Annotated in this window: 19 protein-coding genes; 7 read left to right on the top strand and 12 right to left on the bottom strand. The window is 63.2% G+C overall.

The genetic code is table 11. The features are described 5' to 3' along the window. Window positions 1–3: 3 nt before the first annotated feature. From GRS80_RS15615 to dph2, 3 genes are all read right to left on the bottom strand, one after another. Entirely contained in the window at window positions 4–1917 is a 1914-nt protein-coding gene (locus tag GRS80_RS15615; RefSeq protein WP_160048369.1) for an AAA family ATPase, read from the bottom strand. Window positions 1918–1996: 79 nt separating this feature from the next. After that, window positions 1997–2839 (bottom strand): MBL fold metallo-hydrolase, encoded by an 843-nt coding sequence (locus GRS80_RS15610; RefSeq protein ID WP_160048368.1) that lies wholly within the window; start codon window positions 2837–2839, stop codon window positions 1997–1999. Between the two features lie 168 nt (window positions 2840–3007). After that, complete coding sequence (dph2, locus tag GRS80_RS15605) at window positions 3008–4057, bottom strand: diphthamide biosynthesis enzyme Dph2 (RefSeq protein ID WP_149082358.1); 1050 nt, start codon at window positions 4055–4057, stop codon at window positions 3008–3010. 160 nt (window positions 4058–4217) lie between these two features. Here dph2 and GRS80_RS15600 point away from each other — a divergent pair, with 160 nt between their 5' ends. Continuing rightward, the gene (locus GRS80_RS15600) at window positions 4218–5126 is read left to right on the top strand and encodes a permease (RefSeq protein WP_160048367.1); all 909 of its coding nucleotides are present in this window, start codon (window positions 4218–4220) and stop codon (window positions 5124–5126) included. A 97-nt stretch (window positions 5127–5223) separates the two neighbouring features. After that, a complete protein-coding gene (locus GRS80_RS15595) occupies window positions 5224–6249 on the top strand; it encodes a hypothetical protein (RefSeq protein WP_160048366.1) in 1026 nt (341 codons plus the stop codon). 40 nt (window positions 6250–6289) lie between these two features. On the opposite strand, the gene GRS80_RS15590 is transcribed toward GRS80_RS15595, so the two are convergent. Further along, window positions 6290–6460 (bottom strand): zf-TFIIB domain-containing protein, encoded by a 171-nt coding sequence (locus tag GRS80_RS15590; RefSeq protein WP_149082355.1) that lies wholly within the window; start codon window positions 6458–6460, stop codon window positions 6290–6292. 151 nt (window positions 6461–6611) lie between these two features. On the opposite strand from GRS80_RS15590, the gene GRS80_RS15585 reads away from it, so the two are divergent. Together GRS80_RS15585 and GRS80_RS15580 are read left to right on the top strand one after the other, a co-directional pair. Beyond that, window positions 6612–7013: a hypothetical protein gene (locus GRS80_RS15585; RefSeq protein WP_160048365.1), complete on the top strand. Its 402-nt coding sequence runs from the start codon at window positions 6612–6614 to the stop codon at window positions 7011–7013. Window positions 7014–7022: 9 nt separating this feature from the next. Next, complete coding sequence (locus GRS80_RS15580) at window positions 7023–7673, top strand: METTL5 family protein (protein ID WP_160048364.1); 651 nt, start codon at window positions 7023–7025, stop codon at window positions 7671–7673. A gap of 71 nt (window positions 7674–7744) precedes the next feature. Here GRS80_RS15580 and GRS80_RS15575 read toward each other — a convergent pair whose 3' ends face one another. The 4 genes from GRS80_RS15575 to GRS80_RS15560 all read right to left on the bottom strand — a co-directional run bounded on the left by GRS80_RS15575 (window position 7745) and on the right by GRS80_RS15560 (window position 13164). After that, window positions 7745–8977, bottom strand: a complete 1233-nt coding sequence (locus tag GRS80_RS15575; protein WP_343161605.1) for an ABC transporter permease — start codon at window positions 8975–8977, stop codon at window positions 7745–7747. Then, the gene (locus GRS80_RS15570; RefSeq protein WP_160048363.1) at window positions 8974–10221 is read right to left on the bottom strand and encodes an FtsX-like permease family protein; all 1248 of its coding nucleotides are present in this window, start codon (window positions 10219–10221) and stop codon (window positions 8974–8976) included. The genes GRS80_RS15575 and GRS80_RS15570 overlap by 4 nt, the downstream gene beginning before the upstream one ends. Beyond that, window positions 10211–10975 (bottom strand): ABC transporter ATP-binding protein, encoded by a 765-nt coding sequence (locus GRS80_RS15565; RefSeq protein WP_160048362.1) that lies wholly within the window; start codon window positions 10973–10975, stop codon window positions 10211–10213. Before GRS80_RS15565 ends, GRS80_RS15570 begins: the two co-directional genes overlap by 11 nt. 359 nt (window positions 10976–11334) lie before the next feature. Then, window positions 11335–13164: a rhomboid family intramembrane serine protease gene (locus tag GRS80_RS15560; RefSeq protein ID WP_160048361.1), complete on the bottom strand. Its 1830-nt coding sequence runs from the start codon at window positions 13162–13164 to the stop codon at window positions 11335–11337. A 182-nt stretch (window positions 13165–13346) separates the two neighbouring features. On the opposite strand from GRS80_RS15560, the gene GRS80_RS15555 reads away from it, so the two are divergent. Further along, entirely contained in the window at window positions 13347–13631 is a 285-nt protein-coding gene (locus GRS80_RS15555; RefSeq protein WP_149082349.1) for a DNA-directed RNA polymerase subunit L, read from the top strand. Here the strand turns inward: GRS80_RS15555 and GRS80_RS15550 are convergent. Beyond that, window positions 13628–14473 (bottom strand): hypothetical protein, encoded by an 846-nt coding sequence (locus GRS80_RS15550; RefSeq protein WP_343161604.1) that lies wholly within the window; start codon window positions 14471–14473, stop codon window positions 13628–13630. The genes GRS80_RS15555 and GRS80_RS15550 overlap by 4 nt on opposite strands. Window positions 14474–14642: 169 nt before the next feature. Here GRS80_RS15550 and GRS80_RS15545 point away from each other — a divergent pair, with 169 nt between their 5' ends. Next, entirely contained in the window at window positions 14643–14888 is a 246-nt protein-coding gene (locus GRS80_RS15545; RefSeq protein WP_160048359.1) for a hypothetical protein, read from the top strand. A 360-nt stretch (window positions 14889–15248) separates the two neighbouring features. After that, entirely contained in the window at window positions 15249–17183 is a 1935-nt protein-coding gene (locus tag GRS80_RS15540) for a hypothetical protein (protein WP_160048358.1), read from the top strand. 344 nt (window positions 17184–17527) lie between these two features. On the opposite strand, the gene hisF is transcribed toward GRS80_RS15540, so the two are convergent. From hisF to GRS80_RS15525, 3 genes are all read right to left on the bottom strand, one after another. Then, window positions 17528–18343 carry an imidazole glycerol phosphate synthase subunit HisF gene (gene hisF / locus GRS80_RS15535; protein WP_160048357.1) on the bottom strand — a complete coding sequence of 272 codons (816 nt, stop codon included), beginning with the start codon at window positions 18341–18343 and terminating at the stop codon, window positions 17528–17530. Window positions 18344–18571: 228 nt separating this feature from the next. Further along, window positions 18572–19915 carry a hypothetical protein gene (locus GRS80_RS15530; RefSeq protein ID WP_160048356.1) on the bottom strand — a complete coding sequence of 448 codons (1344 nt, stop codon included), beginning with the start codon at window positions 19913–19915 and terminating at the stop codon, window positions 18572–18574. Next, the gene (locus tag GRS80_RS15525) at window positions 19912–20601 is read right to left on the bottom strand and encodes a hypothetical protein (RefSeq protein WP_160048355.1); all 690 of its coding nucleotides are present in this window, start codon (window positions 20599–20601) and stop codon (window positions 19912–19914) included. The genes GRS80_RS15530 and GRS80_RS15525 overlap by 4 nt, the downstream gene beginning before the upstream one ends. Window positions 20602–20695 lie beyond the last annotated feature (94 nt).

Raw genomic sequence — 20695 nt, 5'->3', positions numbered from 1 at the left:
CGGTCAGTTCTCCGAGAACATCGAACCGAGCTGGTCGCGCCAGTCCTGGATCGCCGTCACGTCCGCGCGAACGTCTTCGAGGTCGGATTCGACGGTTTCGAGCGTTTCCCCGAGGCCGTCGACGTCCTCTTCGACGGATCCCAACCCGGTTTCGAGGTCGTCGACGTCCTCTTCGACCGCTTCGACGGTCGCCTCCATATCGTCGACCTCACCCGACACGCTCGAGACGTCGGTTTCGACGTCGGTCACGTCGCGTTTGACGTCGTCGACCGTCGCGTCGAGTTCGGCGATGGCGCCTTCGAGGTCTTCGAGACCCGATTCGAGGTCGTCTTCGACGGAGCGTACGTCCGCCTCTACCGAATCGAGCCCGTCTCCGAGCGATTCGAGTTCCGATTCGGTTGATTCGGCACGCTCGTCGAGCGTTTCGACGTCGCCTTCGAGGTCGGTCGTCCACTCGGTGAGCGTCTCGAGTTCGGATTCGACATCGCCGACCTGGCTCTCGGTTCGGTCGAGTCGGTTCCCCATCGTCTCGAGTTCATCGTCGAACGCGGCGACCTCGTTTCGAAGGCTCTCGATGATCTCCTTGCCCGTCCCGTGTTCGCCGATGAACTCCTCGAGCGCGCCTGCGTAGGCGGCGACTTCCTCGACCCGTGACTGGAGGTGGTCGATTTTCACCTGTTCGAGGTTCGACGGTTCGATCTCGAGTTCGGACCGGAGTACCGAAAGATCGTCGTCGTCGACGGATCCGTCACGGAGCTCGGCCGCGAGTTGTGCGCTGAGCGATTCGGCGGTCGGGGCGTCGACCGAAACGTCGGCTTCGTCGGGGTCCGTGGTCGATTCTCCCAGGGTATCCGCGTCGGATTCGCTCGGCTCGGTCTCGTCGACCTCTTCGGGTTCGGCGTCGACATCCGCGTCGGCCTCCTCTGGTTCGACATCCGTGTCGACTTCCACGGATTCAGCGTCCGCGTCGGTTTCGGCATCCGCGTCGTCTTCGTCGTCGATATCAGCGGGTTCGGTCTCGAGTTCGATCGGGTCCGCGCCGTCGTCTTCGGGTTCGACGTCGGCGTCCCCGGACTCGGCGTCGGCTTCCGAGTCCGCGTCGTCGCTCTCCTCGAGGTCGGACGTCTCGTCCTCGAGTTCGACGTCCGAGTCTGGTTCGGTATCGGATTCGACGCCCGCATCGTCTTCGTCGTCCTCGCTGCCCAGATCGAGCGTAATCTCCGGTTCGTCCTCGGAGTCGGCCGGTTCGGACGATTCCTCGGGCTCCGGGATCTCTTCCTCGCCGAAGTCGAGGTCGATATCGGGCGCGTCGTCGGATTCCTCTTCCTCCGGAGTCTCGACGGGTTCGGTGTCGACGTCGCCGAGGTCGAGATCCAGATCGAGATCCTCGTCGTCGGCGTCGTCGTCGGTTTCCTCGTTCTCGAGACCCGGAACGGAGTCCGCGTCACCGGAGAGCATGTCCTTTACTGGCTGATTCCGGTCGTCCGAGACGATACTGTCGATGACGCCGTCGTCGACCTCCTCGCGATCGTCGGACTCGCCGTCTTCCTCGGAGCTCACTTCGACGATCGCCGGCTCGGTCAGAAACTGCGCCGCTGATTGGTCGTCGTCGACTCGAATGCCGTAGACGGTTACGAGTTGTTCCGCTGGCTCGAGCGAGCAGCTGAACTCGACGTGGTTGTCCTGAAACGCGGTCCACTCGTCGCTGTGGTAGTCGGGGTGAAAGCCGACTTTGTCCATCGGAAACGATTCAGGAATGTCCTCGGAGAGTCGAAACGTCACCTGTTCGTCGCGATCCGATTCGATCTCGAAGCGGATCGCCGGGACGGGAAACTCGTCCGCCGTGAACGATTTCTGGACGGTCAACCCGTCCGAACTGACCTCGATCACGTCGTCCGTGTCGGCGGTGCTACTCATGGCCACAACGTTACCTCACCACTACTATAAATGGTACGGACAGTATCACATATGAGTCAGTACCGCTCGTTGAATCGAATTACTCGAGTTCGATCCGATCGCCGATCTCGACGACATCGACTCGACTTGGGTGCTCGAAACTCTTCGCGTGGTGGTGGAGGACTTTCGGATCGGACGTAAGCCCTTTCCACATATCCCAGTGACTCGGTACGAGTCGGTTCAGTCGCAGGTCGCTTGCGGCCTCGACGATCTGGTTTTCGTCGCTGTACCAGCGGGTTCGTTTCGGCTCGCCCGTCTCCTTGTCCGGAATCCGACCGACGGTTCCGAACGCGAGGATGCCGACGTCGATGTCGTACTCGCGGCCGATACGTTCGAACTCCTCGCTCGGTTTCGTATCGCCGCCGTGGAAGACGGTCCCGGCATCGTGTTCGAAGACGTAGCTGAGGGGGTGAGTCGCGTCCGGATCGTACGCGTCCTCGACGTGGACGGTGAACTCGCCGACCTCGAGGGAGTCTCCCTCTGTGAGTTCGACGAACTGGTCGGCGTCGAGGTCCCACTCCTCGAGCCACTGTTCGTCCTCTCGGGCGACCGCGAGGCTGTCGTCAGCACCGTAGAACGTCGCACCCGTGTTCTCGAGGATCGGTGCCTGACTCGGTCCGTGGACGTGATCGGTGTGTTCGTGGGTCGCGAAAACGGCCTCGGCCTCCTCGACGTCTTCTGGGTCGAACGGAACGGGAATCATTCGAACGGTTCGGGGTGGGTCGCCGAGACCGACGTACGGGTCGACGTAGATCGTGGTTCCCTCACGCCCCTTGAGAACGAACCCGTTACAACCGAGATACCAGACCGCCACCCCTTCCGGGGAGACCTCTTCAACGTCGCGAACGAGCCAATCGCCCCAATCGCTTGTTATTTTGGGCATACAGGAGGTGCGCGGACCGCCAGGGTAAATGTTGTTGTCTTCGGGTCCGTCCCGGTCGAAACCGTTGTGACTTCTCCGGCTTACCCGTCTTCGAGGTCGTCGAGTCGTCCGTCGACGACGGCTTCGATCACCCTGGTTTCGACGATCGGATGATCCGTCGTGACGACATCACCAGGTGCCGTGGAACGTATCGAACGAGAGGTTCTCGAGCGGTTCGTTTCCGACGGCGATTTCGTACTCGCCGGGGGTGAGCATGGGTTTGTGGAACTGTGGTCCGTCGTCGGTCGTGATCCGTGGACAGCCGGTGTTGACGAACGCGTCCATATCGAAGTTGCGCAGACGATCGGGCGTCACTTCGTCCATCGTAATGAGGTAGGCGTCGTCGTTCTCCTCGAGAATCTCCTGGGCCTGATCCCACCGGCCCTGTCCGATCTTGGTACAGAAGATGACGCCCCACTTCTCGGCGTCCATCGCCCGGTGGACCGCGCCGAAGCGCTGTTTCATGAACTTCTCCGTGTCGGCGACGGTGACGACGTTGTTGACCGGATCGGCGATGACGACGTGTTTCTCGGGGTGTTCCATCGCCAGCCCGAGTGGGTGGAACTTCCCGCCACCGACGTAGAGGACCTGGTCGGCAGGTACGTCCGCGCTCGCGTAATTGCAGCCCAGTACTTGCCCTTCGTGAGTGAGTCGGTCGTCGCCACGGCGGCTGTGAACCTCGTAGCCACGCTCCTCTAAGAACTCGGTCATCTCCTCGTAACGGTTCATGTGCTGGGCCGTCGTCACGAGGCCGACGCCCTCGGTTTCCTCCGGCGGCTCTAAGGTCTCGAGTGCCTCTTCCATGATCGGGAGGACCTCGACGTTCGAGAACAGCGGCACGTAGATCACCTTGTCCGTGTTCTTCATCGGCGAGTGGCCGAAGTGGACGAACACGTCGGTGCGTTTCATCAGGTAGGTGTCGAGGTCACACGCACCGTAGCAGGGTTGTCCCGAGAGCATGAACGTCACGTCCTCGCCGACGAGCGAGCGAAGATCGTCGGCGACCGACGGGCCGCGACGCTTGAGTCCCTCGGGAAACTGCAGGCCGACCTTGGACGCGTCGCGTTCTTCGATCGCGTCGACGATCCGCTCGAGTTCGTAGTTCCACTCGCGGTCGTGTTTCAACTGCATCCCGGTGTTGCGGAGGTCTCCCTCAGTGTACCCAGACTCCTGGCTCATTGAGCGTGCTAACCGCCACGGACGTATAACGGCGGCGTTTTACCGACATATCGGGGTTGGTCCATCGATCTGACGGGGCAGGGATCGACTGTTTTCGAGCGGCTGGCGAGAGATAATTTCAACCCAACAGTGATAGTACTGGAGTGTAAACGGAGGATTAATGGCAGCGGAATCGCCCGAAAACGGTTATCTATTCGACCTCTACCGTCGATACATCGGCGAACCGGAAGACCGGACCGACGTCTACCTCGGCTTCGGTCTGTTCATCGGTGGAATCGCACTGGCAGCGGTCGCACTGGTGTTGTTCCTCTGGAGTAATACGTTAGAGCCGCGCACCACGGAGCACGTCAGGTGGGCACAGCCGGCGTACGCGATCGTGATGGCTGCTCTCCCGATAACGATGCTCGGTATCGTCGTCTTGCTTCCCAGCGAGCGTCGGGTCCGCTATGCGTCCGTCGGTGCTGTCGCAGTGACGTTCGCCGCCATCGTCGGCTTCCTGATCGCGTACCCTTACGACTGGTACGGCGTCGGAAACGATTACACCGCCGAAGTCGTCGCCGTCTACGCCGTCGGCATGGCCGGGCTCACCGCCTCGACCGGCGCGGCGCTGATCGCTCACTATCTCGATATGGCCCGTGCGGCCGACCGCGTCGACGCCGAGGACGACGAATCCGACGAGTCCGACGATGAGTCGTACTCCGACGAGGAGATCCGCCGTGACATCGACCAGGCGATGGATGGCGTCGAACTCTCGTGGGGTGGCGTCGAGAAGACCGAACACAGTCGCCTGACGTTCTCCGAAGACGAGTTCGACGACATCGACGTGGACGTCCAGGCCACGACCACGCGCTCGAGCGGAGTCGACTCGCAGGTCGCCGGTCTCAAGGGACTGAAAGGCGGGGAGACGAAGACGACTACCTCGAGTTCGACCGTCGACGACCAGACCGCGAAGCTGCGAGAGCTCCGTGAGGAGCAACAGGCTAAAGAAGCATCGTCGTCGGCAACCGAATCCGAATCCGCCGTCTCGAGTCTGCTCGATCGTATCCGAGCCCTTCTAACCAGAAATTAAGACAGTATTACCTTGGTAAATATTATATTGTTCTCGGATCTTTTCAAATAGAATTAAGGCACATAGATTTATAATCCGTCGGCCACCTTGGCCAACTATGGCCAAAGGCCTAGACGTTGGAACGATGAACATCCTGTCAGCACAGCAGGATGGGAACGATACGGTTTTCGTGCAACAGCGTAACTCCTTCGTAGAGATCGAGTACTCGGATATGGCCGAGCAGATGCTCTCGCGAAGCGAAGTCCTTCACATCCGCAAAGACGACAAGGTGTACGTCGTCGGCGACGACGCCCTCAACTTCGCGAACATCTTCAACAAGGAGACGCGGCGTCCGATGAAACACGGGATCCTCTCGAACGACGAGAAGAGCGCGATCCCGATGATGAAACTCATCATCGAACAGGTCGTCGGCGAGCCCGGCTATCCGGACGAGAAACTGTACTTCTCGACGCCCGCCGATCCGATCGACTCCGACCTCTCGACGCTCTACCACCAGAAGACGATCGAGTCCTTCCTGAACGACATGGGCTACGACGCCGAGCCGATCAACGAGGGGATGTCCGTCATCTACTCCGAACTGGCGGACAACAACTTCACCGGTCTCGGTATCTCCTTCGGTGCGGGGATGACGAACGTTTGTCTCGCCTACTACGCGGTGCCCGTCATGAAGTTCTCCGTCGCCCGCGGTGGCGACTGGGTCGACGAGCAGGCCGCTCGCGCGACCGGGACGCCCGTCGACAAAGTCACGTCGATCAAAGAGGACGACTTCGAACTCGACTTCACCACAGACGTTGGCGGCGTCGAAGGCGCACTGTCGATCTACTACGAGAACCTGCTCGATTACGTAATCGAGAACATCGTCTCCGAAGTCGACGAGGAGGACGTCGAAGAAGGTCTCGACGTTCCGGTTGTCGTCACCGGCGGTACCTCGAGTCCGGACGGGTTCGAGGCGCTGTTCCGCGACCATCTTGAGGACGCGAACATTCCGTTCTCGATCAGCGGCGTCTCTCACGCGAGCGAACCGCTGTACAGCGTCGCACGCGGTGGACTCGTTGCCGCACGATCCGACGAGGACGTTGACGAGGACGAAGACGAGGCGGAAGCGGCCGCTGCGAGCGAGTAACGCGTCACTCCTTTCCGTTTCTTTGGGCGGGTAGAGCCGACTACGTCTCGTAGAATCGGTTGAACGCGTCCTGCCAGGATTCGCGCTCGTCCGGTGCGCTCTCGTGTTCGACTGGAATGTCGGCGTACGCACAGCGCGGACAGGAGATCGTGGTCACGTCTCCGAGGGCGAGGCGCTCGAGTGGTGCCTGGCACCGAGGACACTCGTCCATACCGAAACGTCTCACGGACGGCCCTTAACTCTATTCGAACGTGTCGTGAAAGGTACTATTCACGCCCTATCGGAGTGCAACGAACATCTCTGGGTGATTACCACTGTGCATTTACAAAGGTTTTTGTATGCAACTCATGTATGTGGTGGTGATGAGTACGACCCCGTCTTCCGAGTTCGCACCGACGATCGACCGCTGTCAACCGGCCGATGCGACGCCGGTCTCGCTCGAGGCGACGGCCCTCGAGTCGACGGCACCCGAATACCTCCGTGATCTCAAACGCGAGTTCGCGACGGAGGGACTCGTTCCCGCCGACCTGTCGGTCGAGGCGTGTTTCGACGAGGACTGTTCGCTCGCCACTCAAGAGGAGATCGACCGGATTCGAAGCTACGTTCGCGCGGGATCGTTCCTCGGCGTCGGATCGGTCTCTGTCACCGTCGACGACGTCACAAATCCGGAGAAGGTCCGGCCGGCGCTCGCCGCCTGTGCCGAACGGGCGGAACGCGAAGGCGTCGTGCTGGACCTGGAAGCACCGGTTTCACTCGAGAACTGAGCGAACGGAATGGCGGGACTCTCGCGGCGACAGCTGGCTCGCACGCTCGAGTCGGTCGACGATTTTGCCGATCCTTCGGTCGAACTCGAACAGTACCTCACACCACCCGAACTCGCTGCCCACCTCACCCACCTGGCGAGCCTGCAGGGTGACCTCGAGCGGACGGTGATCGATCTCGGCACCGGGACGGGGATGCTCGCGATCGCGGCGTCGCTGGTCGGCGCCGAACGCGTGGTCGGGATCGACGTCGATAGGGACGCGCTCGCGTTGGCTCGGCGGAATGCGGCGGCCGTCGCCCGCGTCACCGACTGGACCGCGAACCGACGGCTCGAGGTCGACTGGATCGGCGGGGACGTCACCCGTCACCCGTTTTCGATCACCGACGCGACGGTCGTCTCGAACCCGCCGTTTGGCGCCCAGCGCGGAAATCGCCACGCAGATCGGGCGTTTCTCGAAACCGCCAGGCAGGTCGCGGACGTCTCCTATACGATTCACAACGAGGGAAGTCAGGAGTTCGTCGAGTCGTTCGCGGCCGACGAGAGTGGTGACGTGACCCACGCGTTCCAGGCGGCGTTCCCGATCGACCGCCGTTTCGCGTTTCACACTGCCGAGCGGGAGACGCTCGAGGCGGAGGTCTTTCGGATCGAGTGGGACGGATAGCGTCGTGGCCGTCGTTCAGACGACGAGGTGTGGCTGGGCGATACGGGACCCAATCAGAGCCAGTACGCCGTCTACTCCTCGAGGTGTTCGATCCGAGCGTACCGGCCGGCCCGCCAGCCGGTGACGGCCGCGACGACCGTTCCGAGCCCGATCGCGAGGACGAGCCCGACGGCGTACACCGCTGGCGGCGTGTGCAGCAGGTTCTCGAAGCCGACGACCGACGCCGAGAGGTGGTTGAGCCCCGCGACGAGCGGCGGCGTCGCGGCGAGGCCGAGGAGCCCGCCGAGCACGCCGACCGCGAGCCCCTGCGTGCCGATCGTCCCCGCGAGCACCCATCGGGAGAGGCCGAGCGCCCGAAGCGCCGCGAGTTCGGTCCGCTGGTGGTAGGTGACGAGCGCGAAGAGGTTGACCGTCAGGACGGTGCCGCCGACGATCGCGAGGCCGACGAGCGTCGCACCGCTCGCCATCACGATCGGCCGCTCTGCAGCCATCGCTCCGATCTGTTCGTCGCTCGTACGAACGTCGTACTCGGGGTACTCCGTTGCGATGTCGTCGCGAACGGCGTCTCGATCGGCGTCGGCGGTGACGTTCGCCGTGATGAACGTCGCCCTGTCGGTTCCGGTCGTTCCGGCCAGCGCCTGAAGGTCGACGAGCGGGAGCGCCGCCGTCTCGGAGCCGAGAAACTGCGAGTAGTACGACGACGTCCCGACGACGGTGAACTCGTGTGTCGGCGCCGTCTCCTGGCTGGCCCCGACGTAGATCGTGTCGCCGGGGGAGACGCCAAGCTCCGACGCGACCGTCGGATCGAGGACGATCTCCTCGGTCGTCGGATCGGCGGATCGGCCGCCCTCGAAGGCCTCCTCAGGCGTCCGGAACCCGCCCCCTTCCTGAAAGTCGAACCCCTCGTGCGTTCGTTGTACCCCGACCGCGGGAGTCCGCTCGAGTTCGTCGGGATCGGTGCCGAGATACACCTCGTGCATCCCGATGGGCGACGCGCCGGTGACGTCGTCGCGTTCGGAAACCTCGTTGGCGATCTCGTGTGACCCCACGATCGAGTTTTCCGCGGGACCGGTCGAGGCGTCGACGGGATCACCGCTGATCCAGATGTCCCGCCCGGCCGTGTCGAGTCCCTCTTCACCGGCGCCGACCACGCCAGCACCGAGACTCCCCAGCAGCGTGACGGACAACACCGCGATCCCGACCGCGAGAATTGCGAGCAGCGTCCGTCCCGGAGATCGCCGTAACTGCGCCAGTGCGATCCCAGCGACCGCTCGCGCCCTGACCAGCGGTCTGGCGCGGATCACCGACTCACCTCCTCTAGGACGGACGTCCGATTCGCGACGGCGAGGGGGTACGGAACGGCGATCAGCGTGGCGAGGAGTGCAACCCCGACGGCGTACGGAACGAAAAGCGGGTGAGTGGTGGCGACCGCGCTACCAGCGACGACGTTCACCACGCGGATGCCGACGAACCCCAGCGCGGCGCCGAGGAGTGCGCCACACATCGCGGTCGTCACCGTCGAGAGCGCGACGATCCCGAGTCGACCACTCGTGGGGACGCCGACCGACTCGAGGACGGCGAGAGCCGTACGATCGTGATCGACGTTCATGCCGGCGGTAGTCGCGACGAACGAGGCACAGATCGCGATGCCGACGACGAGCGCGAGCAGCCCGGTCGCAAGCGCGAGGCCGTCGTCGAACAGCGCGGACGGGCCGCCGTTGCCGACCGGCCCGACGGCTGCGTTCGGATAGGCGTCGGCTGCAGCGGACGCTGCGGCGTCGGGCTCACCCCACACGAGGATCGTATCCGCGAGTTCGTCATCTCCGCTCCCGGCGAACGTCTGCAACTCGCTCAGGTGGACGAGTGCGACCGGAACGTCGGATCCGGAGTCGCCATCCTCGCCCTCGACGGAGGTAACGGTCAGCGGGGGGTGCGTCGATTCCCCCGCGAGGTGTGCCCCAGGAACGCCGAGTTCGTCGCCCTCCTCGGCGTCGAGTCGGTCCGCCGCTGGCTCGGAGAGGACGACTTCGCCGGTCGGCACCCCGTCGTACGATCCGTCTGCGTAGTGGGGATCTCCTGGTTCGAGGCCGTCGGTCGGGACGCCCGCGACCGTCCGCGACTCTCCGTCGGGCACGACGCCGACGAGGAGAACGGGTCCGTGATCGCTCCCGTCGCCCGTCTCGAGCCGTCCCGTCTCGACGAGGACGGGCGAGGCGTGGTCGACGCCGTCTTGCTCTCTGATCGTGGCCGATCGCTGGCTGGTCTCCCCGAGTCGCGGCTCCTCGACGCCGTCGATGCTCGAGAAGGTCCCGCCGTCTTCGGGCGTGATTCGGACGTCAGCGTCGGTATCCTCCGCGACGCCGCCGGCGAGTGCGAGTGCGACCCCGGTGAGGACGACCAGCAGCGCGATCGTCAGCGCTACCGCAGTGACCGTCGCGATCGTCCGACGCGGACCGGTTCGCGTCGCGCGATTCCGAAGCCGCACGAGCGAGAGTTCGGTGAGTCCGCGCCACCGCTCGCGGCGACTCCCGTCCCGATCAGCCTTCATCCAACATCACCGACCCGTCGCGAAGCGTCACCACGCGATCGGTGATCGCGAGCGTGTCGTCGTCGTGGGAGGCGACCACCACCGCCCGGTCGCTGCCGACGTCGGTCAACAACTCGAGGACGGTCGAGCCGGTTTCGGTGTCCAGTTCGCCAGTCGGCTCGTCGGCGACGATCACGTCGGGATCGGTCGCGAGCGCTCTCGCGATGGCGACGCGCTGGCACTCGCCACCGCTCAACTCGCTTGGCAAGTGGGTTGCTCGTCCAGAGAGGCCGACGTCAGAGAGCAGCGTCGTTGCGCGTTCGCGTCGTGCCGATCTCGGAACGCCGGCCTGGACGAGCGGAAGTGCGACGTTCGCACGAGCGGAAAGCGACGGCAGGAGGTGAAATCGCTGGAAGACGATCCCCACGTGTCGACGCCGGAGTCGGGTTCGCTCGTGGTCCGACAGCCGGGTGATGTCGGTTCCGAGTATCTCGACACTCCCGGTCGTCGGCACGAGCAGGCCCGCGATCGCGTGAAGGATCGTCGACTTTCCGCTCCCGCTTGGTCCCTCGAGACCGACGACCTCACCCGAGTCACACGTAAGCGTCACGTCTCGGAGTGCGATCACAGTCGGATCTCGATCCGCGTCCAGACGCCCGCCGGCCGACCCGTAGCTGTGGGTGACCCCGTCGAGACGGACGGCGGTGTTCGCATCACTATCCCCGCCCGTCTGCGAATCCCTCGCGGACGACCGCCGTAGTACTCGTTGGATCATCGTCCAGTCTCGACCTGGCCGGTACCTCGAGGGGACGAGCCATTGTTTCAGGCCGGCTTCCGACCGTAGTCAGAACGTTAACCGTTGCCGGATCGGTTCGTTGTGCTGGCGCTACCACCGGCGCTCGCCCCGGTTCACCGAAACGTCCACGTACACCGACCGTTCGGAAGCCGTGTTCGTCACACACCGGTTCGACCGGCTGTACGTCCGCTTGGCGTGCCGGTCCAGCGGGGAGACGGCTGGGCGTAGGGGTTGGCGACGACCGCCTGATCGAAACGTTCTGTCACTCTCGCTGGAAGACTCTTTCCGTCGGTTCCAGAACCCACCACGAGGAGAAGAACGGACGACGCTCAGTCCGATCACTCGTAGGTTTCCGCGCTCGCAACCGCGACTTCCGTCCCGTTCGAGACCGCGTACACCGTCTCGTTCTGGCGGTCGAACGTCAGCCCCCCCGCGTCGACCGACTCGTTTTCGTCCGGGACCTGCGTCGTCGAGAGGTCGCCCGTCTCGAGTGACTCCACTGACAGACGGAACGCGCCGTCGTCGGGGACGATCGACACGGTCCTGTCGTCGATCAACACGTCGGCCTGGGAGCCCTCTGATTCGTAGACGTGACGTGGCTGATCGCCGTCTTGCCACAGCCAGACCTGGTAGACGGTGTCGTTGCCGACCGGTTCCCACCCCTCCCGTTCGACGTGGACCGTTTCCCGCCACCCAGGGCCGCCGACCGTGATCGTCTCCGATCCGGAGAACGCGAGCCGTTGGCTCGTCACCGCCTCGATCCAGGCGTGTCGCTCCGTACTCGAGACGACGACGCCACTCGCCGTGAGTCCGGCGTCGTCTTCGACTGCCTCGATACCGATCCCCGAGACGAGTTCGTGGTCGGCCTCCTCGACGTACTCGACGGTGTAATCTTCGACCTCGACGGTCGCCCGGTCGGCGTCGGCGTCATCTTCGAGGACGAGAACGTTAAACGGGATCGCCATCCCCGCAAGCACCGCGAGGACGAGGAGGACGGCGACGACGCCGACCTGTCGACTCCTCGGTCCCGTCTGCCGACCGGCCCCGTCACCGCGGGCGCCGGTCGCAATGTCGCACACTCGAGCGAGGCGATCGACCGTCGATCCGTGCTCTCCCTTCGACTCGAGCCCTCGAAGTCGGTCGAGTGGCGTGGCCAGGCGTCGACCGTCGGTCGAGCCGTGACCGTGGGGATGCTCACTCGAGGAGAGAACGTCTGGGAGCGCGCGTTCGAGCCGTTCCGGAACGACGTGCTGATCGGTGTCAGAGACGGCGAGCGTGATCACGATCGCGAGCGTCGCGACGATCACCACGCCCGGACCTCGGAAGAGGAGGTACGTGTTCCCCTCGCCGAACCAGTAGATTTGCCAGAGGCCCTTCGAGAACGCATAGAGGAGGACGGCGATCCAGACGCGAAACGCGGTGGGACGACCGCCACGGCGCTCGAGCAAGGCGAGTGCGAGAACGAGTCCGATGAAGAAGCCGAGGGCGTGACCCTGGATCGCGACGTCGGCCCACGAGGGCGACGAGGGGGGACTCGGCTGGGCGACGTAGACCAGAATCGGGTCTCGGATCGAGTTGTAGATGGTCACCACCGCGCCCTGGAGGCCGATCGTCGCGACGAGCGTCGGAATCGGGTAGCGAACGATCGCGAAGCCGGCGAACGCGTAGACGAGTCCGGAGAAGCCGATCACGGGACCGAGCGCGAACAGGCTCGTGAGGATTCCGATAGCGACGACGGCGAGCGGAAAGATCACCACTGCGCGAATCCACGGGTTCGCCCGCCAGGAAGGAACGTCGCCGTCGGGGTAGTGTCCCCACGCGTACTCGGCGATGGGGGCGACGACGGCCGCCGCGATCAGATTACCAAGCAGGTGGCCGAAACTGGCGTGGGAGAACGACGAGGTGACGATCCCGAGCGGATAGAAGTACGACCAGGCCCGATACGGGATCGTAACGGGGTCGTAGAGATCGGTAACCCCGTCCTGAACGAACAGATACACGCAGACGACCCCCCCGAGGACGACGAGTGTCCCCCACGGCACGCCGTAGTGGAGTCTCGCTCGAGCGACGTCCCGAAACCGCCGGTCCGTGCTCTCGAGGCGAGCGACGACTGCGACGGAACCCAGCAAGACCGCCAGGACGAACACCGTGAGGACGGCCGAGAGCATACCCGGTACTGTCGAGCGAAGTCGTATAGTGATTGCTTTCGATCACGGAACCGGCCCCGAACCCGCACAAAGATGCCTTCGAAACGCCGGTCGAGGCGACGATCGACGTCGTCGAAGTCTGCCCGAACCCGCACAGAGACGCCTTCGAAAGGTACAAGCGGTCGACGAACGGAACGTCTGACATGGAACTCCGGGTCACCGAGAGCAGCGAGAACGAACTCTCGATCGAGATCGCCGGCGAGGATCACACGTTCATGAACGTCCTCAAAGGGACGCTCCTCGAGCACGACGACGTGAGTGCAGCGACCTACGACGTGAACCCGGAACAGTCGGGTGGGCAGACGGAACCGATACTGACGATCAAGACCGAAGGCGGCGTCGACCCGCTCAACGCCCTCGAGGAGGCCGCAGTCGACGTTGGCGAGAAGGCTGTCGCGTTCCGCAACGCGTTCGAAGCCGCGGCCTAACAGGCCACGTAGTAGACGTAGACGTCGCCGTCCGGCCCGACGTGGAGGTCGACCCCCTCGGAGTCGGATCCAGTTCTCACCGCGTCGCCGATCTCCGACTCGAGCAGTCCGTCCGCGACCGCCTCGGCCAGAGCGCCCTCGTCGTCGAACGCCGAAATTGGTCCGTCGGCGAGCGGTAGCTGGCCACCAGTCGGTCTCGTCGCACACTCCGCCCCGAAGTCGTCGGGCTGGACGCCGTCGGGACGTTCGTCCTCGTAGTCGATCATCACGAACGCGCGGTTCATGTACTCGGCGTAGCCCGCCAGTCCGTCGTCGTACGCTCGCGAGTCCGCGCCGATCGCCACCCGTTCGGCCTCGAGTCGCTCGTGGATCTCGCCTTCGGTCGCCTCGAGGTTGATGCCGGCCGCGTCGGCTCCCTCACCAGGGGCGTCCGGCGGGGACGGCGCGCCGATTCCCGGCAGGATCGACGCCGGAATAATCCCCGTCGCGAACAGGAGCGCGACGACGCCGATGACCGCGAACGCCGGAATGTACGGCTTTGCGACCTCGAGCCAGCTCGGCGTCTCGAGTTCGTCGTCGACGTCGTCGTAGGTCTGTTCGATCTTCTCGAGTTCGTGGTTGTGACACCGCGAACAGGGCGGGTTGTTCCGCACGTGATCGCGACCACAGTCGGTACACCGCCAGACGTAGGTCGTGCCGGTGTCGACGGTTTTGCCCGACGAGTTCGCAGGCTTCTCGTCCGCCCGGACGACCGCCTTCTCGAAGGAGTTGTGCCCGCAGCTATCGCATGGTGGGTCGTTCTCCTCGTGTGGTTTCCCACACCACGAACACCGCCACTTCACAGAGTAATGGGTCGACCGTGACGGTATAAGGGTATTGAATATCGAGGAGGGTGACTCCATGAGGATCCCGCTGAAATACCTGGAGCCTGATACGGTTTACTGTAGATCATTTTCGGTGAGACCGCGACCCGGACGGCGGTCTCACCGGTAAATCGCTACAGTAACACGTATGAAGTATGCATTCAGGACTCCAGAGGACACCATGACTGCAACCACTGATCACTACCTGGGCATCGACGTCCACAAACGGCAAGTACAGATTGCCGTCCTCGGCGATGAAGGAGTTGAAGAGATCCGCGTCGCACGCAGGGGTCGTGCAGTCGCCCCGTACAATTTGCGAGATCCCAGCAACCCAAAAGAGATCGAGTACAGAGCCGAACACCCGATCGAGAAACACGGAGAAGACATCACCTGATACGGTCTGCTGTAAATCGTTACCGGCGAAACCACAGACGGCTCGTGGCTTCGCCGGTAAACCGTTACAGCAATCCGTATGAAACAATCTATGAGCGTTTTCTCGTTATCGGGCGATTTCTATGGCGCTTGACTCTCGAAGGCTCCGTGTACCCCGCTCCACCCGGCTGTTTCCACCGGAACGGGAGTCGTATTGAAACCACCGTCGTTCACGATATCACTATTGTTTCGATCGGAGAATAGTTGGGAAAGTAGGACTTTCATGTGAGTCAGTAGTTCATAGATTACAAACTAGCTCTCTGGTGGAGGTGTCGGTACTCGCCGATCCGACGGCGGTGCCGTCGGCGGCGGAGAGACGATCATGACAGACGACAATCGCATCTCACGGCGAGCGAGTCTCAAAGGTATCGCGGCAACCGGGACGTTCATTGGCGGTAGCGTACTCGGAGTCAGCTCTGTGAGCGCCGGGGACGACAGTTCCGGCGTCAAGCGAGTCGACTTCACGAAGTGCCACTCGATGGCGGTTCACTTCAGACGGAGCGCCACCAAGTCGGCGAAAAAAGGCGTCGTGGCGACGGCCACCGTCCGCCTATACAACGCGAACCCGAGCGCGAACGAGAACTACATCGAGAACTACCAGAAGAAGATCACGAAAGGAGACCTTCGTACACATCCGAAGAAGAAAGGTGAGGGGAAGCACGTCTGGAAGTTCAACGTTTTCCAGTTCTACGACCGGACTCCCGAGGATGGGGACAAGATCCTCTCGGTGAAAATCGACGGAAAACAGTTCGAGAACCCGAACAAGTGCGCAAAAAGCGTTTCGAACGCACGAACGAAAAAGAGCAAGAAAGGAAAGATCAACCCCAGACGAATCAACCTCATCTCAGTCTGTACTGACGCCAAGACCGACATGGCCCGGTACAAGGTTACGAACAGCAACGCCAAGCCAGTCAAGGTCACGTACGAGGGCAAGGATGATGGCAAGGACGTAAGCGGAACCGTCAAAGTCGAAGCGAAGAGTACGACCTACTTCGACGTCAGAGCGCCCGACGGTAAGATGGCGATCGTTCTGTACCACGATGGCAAGCAGGTCTCGGACAAGGTACAGAGCGCGACGGACCAAGACTGTATCCTGCGCCCACGCGCTTTTAACGCGGAGTGTGTGAACCGGTACAGAACGAAAGCGAAGTACTATCTCCATAGCAACATCGACTCGGATCGAACCTTCGTTTACCGCGTCGACGAAACCGGAGAGAAGGGAACGATTACACTCGAACACAATCCCGCAAACGCCAAATTCTTCTGGGTAAAAGCGCCCAAAGGCAAGGCAACGGTCACGCTGTACTACGAGGGAGTCCCCGTCGGAACGGCCTCGAGTGCGGACGTCGATGTGTGCGATCCGGTCGTGAACAGGACGCAGGGGGAGAGTTACGACTCGATTCAGGATGCGATCGACGATGCCGATGAGAACGACCGTATCAGAGTGTTCGGGAAGCGGTTCGAAGAGAACGTCACGGTCGACGTGGACGGGCTCACCCTGACGGGAGACTCGAAAAAGAAGAAGAAGGCGGATAAGAAATGGAAGCGGGACAATAAGACGAAGTGGAAGGACGACAAATCGAGGAAAGACGGCAAGAAGGCGAGGAAGAAAGACGACAAGAAGCAGGACGGGAAGGGGAAAACGAAAGCCGGCAAGACGGCGAAGAAGCCAGTCATCGACGGTGGCGTTTCGATCGAGGCGGACGGTGTTACGCTCCGCGGGTTCAGAATCGAAAATGATGACGGCCGAGGCATCGACCTCGATCCAGGGATCTCGGATGTGAAGATTCTGTGCAACAAGATCACCGCCTCGGAACAAGCTATCGCGGACAGTCTACCGGGAGGGATCTCGGATCTCAAGATCGCGAACAACGTCCTTCACACGAGCGGATCAGGTTCCCAGGTGGTGTACATCCACGGTGAGGCGAGTGGAGGGACGGATGCGGAAAACGTCAACCTCGTCAGCAACGTGATCAAGGCAGACGATCTCGATGGCGGACTCGCAGTGGGCCTCGAGGTCGACGGCGGAACCGTGGCGAAAAACACCTTCGCCGATCCGCCGACGGACTTCGGCCACCTCGAGCTGTGGGGTCCGGACGTGACAGTCAAATCCAACAAGTTCCGAGGACACAACCTCGGGGAGGACGCCTTCTACGTCGTGGACCAAGACAACACGTACCACCTAAACGCAATCCGCAAGCACAACCGCTTCGATCCACGGGCCAAAGTCGACGATAACGAAATTATCCCAAAGTAACCGTCACCGTCGGACACTGCTCGCTAATTCGTTGACCGATCCAGCCCGTCGCTGGCTTTCGATTATCCTCTCAAACGCTCTCATCAGCCGATTTACTATAGTAATCGTTGAAACGATTTACACACCGCTCGCACTCGAGCGGCCAGCACCGGTCGTGCTGGCCGCTGATTCGCGAGCGGGAGTGCAATGACTTTCAACGATCACTATAGACGACATGGGGATAACCCTATGACATATATCACGCACCAGGTATTTCAGCGGGATTCTCATGGAGTCACGCTCTATCGAGACGAACTTCGCCCCAGAACGATTCGCAGGTCGCGCAGAACGCCGGTCCCACCGTATCAGAGACGAACCGGAACACCACGCTCGTCCAGGTACTCTTTGGTCTCCTCGATCGAGTACTCGTCGAAGTGGAAGATCGAAGCCGCGAGTCCGGCGTCGGCGTTCGCTTCGGTGAAGACGTCGTACATGTCTTCGGGGCTGCCACAGCCGGAGGACGCTATCACCGGCGTGTCGACGACGTCACAGACCGCACTCGTCAGCGGCAGGTCGTAGCCGTCTTTGGTCCCGTCCTTGTCGATCGAGTTCACGAACAGTTCGCCCGCACCGCGGGACTCGGCCTCGGCCGCCCACTCGAGGACGTCGATGCCGGTCCCCTCGCGGCCGCCTTTCTTGGTGCACTCGAACCAGCAGGATTCGCCGTCGATCTCGACGTAGTGTTCGCCGCCCTCGTCGTACCGCCGCCGAGCGTCGACGCTGATGACGATACACTGGCTGCCGAACGCGCGGGCCCCCTCGTTGACGAGTTCGGGCCGCTCGAGCGCCCCAGTGGTGATCGAGACCTTGTCCGCGCCGGCCCGGAGCGTTTCCTTGATGTCCTCGGTCGTTCGGATACCGCCGCCGACGGTCAGCGGGATGAACACCTCGTCGGCGACGTCGCGGACGACGTCGAGCATCGTCTCTCGCCCCTCCGCCGAGGCGGTGATGTCGAGGAAGACGAATTCGTCGGCCCCGGACTCGTTGTACGCTTTGGCCATCTCGACCGGGTCGCCGGTGTATTTGAGGTCCTCGAAGTGAACGCCCGTATAGACCGCCGGATTCCCGTCGTCGTCGAGATCGACGTCGATACACGGGATGATTCGTTTGGTCAGCACCATTTCCTACGCGTCCGTTCGCACCGGGGATAGTAAAGGCGAGTGGATCGTGCAACGATCGTCAACAGATCGATCCGCGGACCTGCCCCAGACGATAGTCGCGGCGGACGATCGCCTCGTGGCGAACGACGGCTCGAGTCGGCGACGCCGACACCGCCAGACGGCGAAACGGAAGACGACGACTCGAGTCGACAAACGGCGACGATCACTCGGGTCGGCGAGACCGTTCGGTCACTCGAGCAGCCGTTCGCGGACCGCCGCGGCGGCGTCCGAAAGCGCGTCGAACCGGGCCCGCAGACAGGCGTACTCGCTGTACTCGTCGCTTACCGACACCTGCCGGTCGGGATCGCGATCGGCGTCTCGCTGAATCCGGTCGTCGGTCCACTCGAGCGTCTGGAGCGTCTCGGCGAGTCGTGCCGACGCGAGCGAGGGTCTCGTGAACGCCGCCATCGCGGACTCCGCTGCGTCGATGGCGGCCTCCCGTTCGGCCCGCACCTCGTCGATCGACGCCGGCGTCTCGAGGTCGCCGTCCTCGAACCGATCGCGGACGGTTCGGAAGGCGCGGTACTCCTGTTCGAATCGGATCGCGGCCGCGAGACCCGTCCCCAGGCGGCCGTCCTCGCGGGCGTCGATCATCCGATCCCGCGCGTCGTACACGGGGCGAACGGCGTCCCAGAGGAGCGTCTGCGGGAATCCCATCTCGAGTTCTCCCTCGACGAGTTCGTCGAGCCAGTCCGACTCGCCCTGATCCGGGAGGTCGACCTCCCCGGCGGCGTCGATCGAGACCGCGAGTGCGTCCGAAAAGACTGGCTCGAGGTCGACGCCGTCGACGTCCGCGTCGTATCGGTCGGCCAGGTGATCCCAGGCGTCGACCGTCGCTTCGACGAACTCGACATCGCCCGCACTCTCGCCGAGGTCAACGACGTTCGTGTGTTCGGTCACCCGCCAGCGATCGACGGTTCGCCGAGCGGAAGCCAGGTCGTCCTCGCGGTCGGCGGCGACGAGCGCCGCACGGAGCCGTCCGTCGTCGGAATCGTCGCCGCGGTACTCGAGCCCCTCGAGGCGGTCGTCGACGGTCGACTGGGCCTCGTCGTACTCGGCGGCGAGGTCGTCGAGATCGGGGTCCGCGTCGACGGCCGAGAGGGTCACGGCTGCCCCTCGAGCGGACTCGCGTGCTCCGGGGACGGAGACCCGGAGCGCACGGTAGCTCGGCTCCGGGGGCTCGAGTGCGTCCGAACGGTCGTCCGTCGCGCTCTCCCGTCGGCGATCGATCGACTCGCGAACGACGCCGTTGGGGACCGTCTCGACGGGGACTGGATCGGGAACGTCGGCGAGCAGGTCGTCGACGCGCTCGATCCCGCTCCCGATGACGTCGTCGTCGGGTTCGATCGGCACCGGTCGATCGGCTTCCGGCCGGGATTGCTCGAGGATTGGATCGACTTCCGACGGAGAGAAGCGGGTCGGGCCGTCGTCCCCGCCGATCGAGGTCTCGTTACAACCGGCGGCGACGGCCATCGACGCGGCGGCGACGCCGGCGAGGAACCGACGCCGGCTCGCGACCGGTCGGTCCGTCATGGCTCGCCTCCGGTCGCTCCGCCGGTGGTTTCGTCCGCCGATCCGTTCGTCTCGGACGCTCCGTCCAGCGAGTCGTGGACCGTCGGTGGACACGACATGCTCTCGCTGCTCGAGCGACTCGAGGGGGAATCCTCGTACGCACGCTGGACCCGGAAGAACAGCGCCTCCATCACCTCGCGGTCCGCTTTGCAGGGCGTCGTCGGGCTCTTCAGTGTCCGACAGTACTCCGTTCGGAAATTGTCGTCTCCCGCCTGCACGCTCAGCACGCGGCGTTCGTAACAGTCCTCGATCGTCCGCTGTACGACGACGACGGACTCGGTCTCGAAGTCGGTCTCCTCGATGAACGCCCGCGCCTCCGGTTCGTCTGGCGAATTGATCACGAGGTCGGCGGCGTCGTCGCCGTCAAGGAGAAACTGTGGGCGGCGTCGCGAGAGTTTCGCGTGACGATCGTCGTCGTCCGGCGGATCGTCGCTCGGATAGACGATCGCCTCGGCGTCGTCCGACCGAAGCGTGAGCAGGTCGTACTCGTCCGACGGTGTCGGATCCGTCCTCACACCTTCGGTTGCGTTGTGCTCGGCGGTCGTCGTTTCACCGACGTCGGTTCCCGTACAGCCGGCGACCAGCGCCGTGAGAGATCCGACTCCGCAGGCTACCAGCCGGCGGCGGGTGCATTCGCTGGAGGGCATTCACAGCGAGTTGTCGTTCTGCCAGTAAATACTCTCTGGATCGACGACTGGTTTTCGGATCGTCGCTGGCACGATTGAGACCCGAGGGGCGACC

Source organism: Natrialba sp. INN-245, assembly GCF_009807105.1.
Lineage (GTDB): Archaea > Halobacteriota > Halobacteria > Halobacteriales > Natrialbaceae > Natrarchaeobius > Natrarchaeobius swarupiae.
The sequence above is the reverse complement of the archived record's forward strand: the minus strand, read 5'-3'. Positions and strand labels throughout refer to the sequence as shown.

Bases quoted from the DNA above. Each gene is read 5' to 3' on its own strand.
- GRS80_RS15570 (WP_160048363.1), bottom strand. From the start codon at position 10,221: ATGAAGGCTGATCGGGACGGGAGTCGCCGCGAGCGGTGGCGCGGACTC.
- GRS80_RS15530 (WP_160048356.1), bottom strand. From the start codon at position 19,915: ATGACGGACCGACCGGTCGCGAGCCGGCGTCGGTTCCTCGCCGGCGTC.
- GRS80_RS15585 (WP_160048365.1), top strand. From the start codon at position 6,612: ATGAGTACGACCCCGTCTTCCGAGTTCGCACCGACGATCGACCGCTGT.
- GRS80_RS15560 (WP_160048361.1), bottom strand. From the start codon at position 13,164: ATGCTCTCGGCCGTCCTCACGGTGTTCGTCCTGGCGGTCTTGCTGGGT.
- GRS80_RS15565 (WP_160048362.1), bottom strand. From the start codon at position 10,975: ATGATCCAACGAGTACTACGGCGGTCGTCCGCGAGGGATTCGCAGACG.
- GRS80_RS15545 (WP_160048359.1), top strand. From the start codon at position 14,643: ATGAAGTATGCATTCAGGACTCCAGAGGACACCATGACTGCAACCACT.
- GRS80_RS15615 (WP_160048369.1), bottom strand. From the start codon at position 1,917: ATGAGTAGCACCGCCGACACGGACGACGTGATCGAGGTCAGTTCGGAC.
- GRS80_RS15610 (WP_160048368.1), bottom strand. From the start codon at position 2,839: ATGCCCAAAATAACAAGCGATTGGGGCGATTGGCTCGTTCGCGACGTT.
- GRS80_RS15525 (WP_160048355.1), bottom strand. From the start codon at position 20,601: ATGCCCTCCAGCGAATGCACCCGCCGCCGGCTGGTAGCCTGCGGAGTC.
- dph2 (WP_149082358.1), bottom strand. From the start codon at position 4,057: ATGAGCCAGGAGTCTGGGTACACTGAGGGAGACCTCCGCAACACCGGG.
- GRS80_RS15595 (WP_160048366.1), top strand. From the start codon at position 5,224: ATGGCCAAAGGCCTAGACGTTGGAACGATGAACATCCTGTCAGCACAG.
- GRS80_RS15555 (WP_149082349.1), top strand. From the start codon at position 13,347: ATGGAACTCCGGGTCACCGAGAGCAGCGAGAACGAACTCTCGATCGAG.
- GRS80_RS15590 (WP_149082355.1), bottom strand. From the start codon at position 6,460: ATGGACGAGTGTCCTCGGTGCCAGGCACCACTCGAGCGCCTCGCCCTC.
- GRS80_RS15540 (WP_160048358.1), top strand. From the start codon at position 15,249: ATGACAGACGACAATCGCATCTCACGGCGAGCGAGTCTCAAAGGTATC.
- hisF (WP_160048357.1), bottom strand. From the start codon at position 18,343: ATGGTGCTGACCAAACGAATCATCCCGTGTATCGACGTCGATCTCGAC.
- GRS80_RS15600 (WP_160048367.1), top strand. From the start codon at position 4,218: ATGGCAGCGGAATCGCCCGAAAACGGTTATCTATTCGACCTCTACCGT.
- GRS80_RS15580 (WP_160048364.1), top strand. From the start codon at position 7,023: ATGGCGGGACTCTCGCGGCGACAGCTGGCTCGCACGCTCGAGTCGGTC.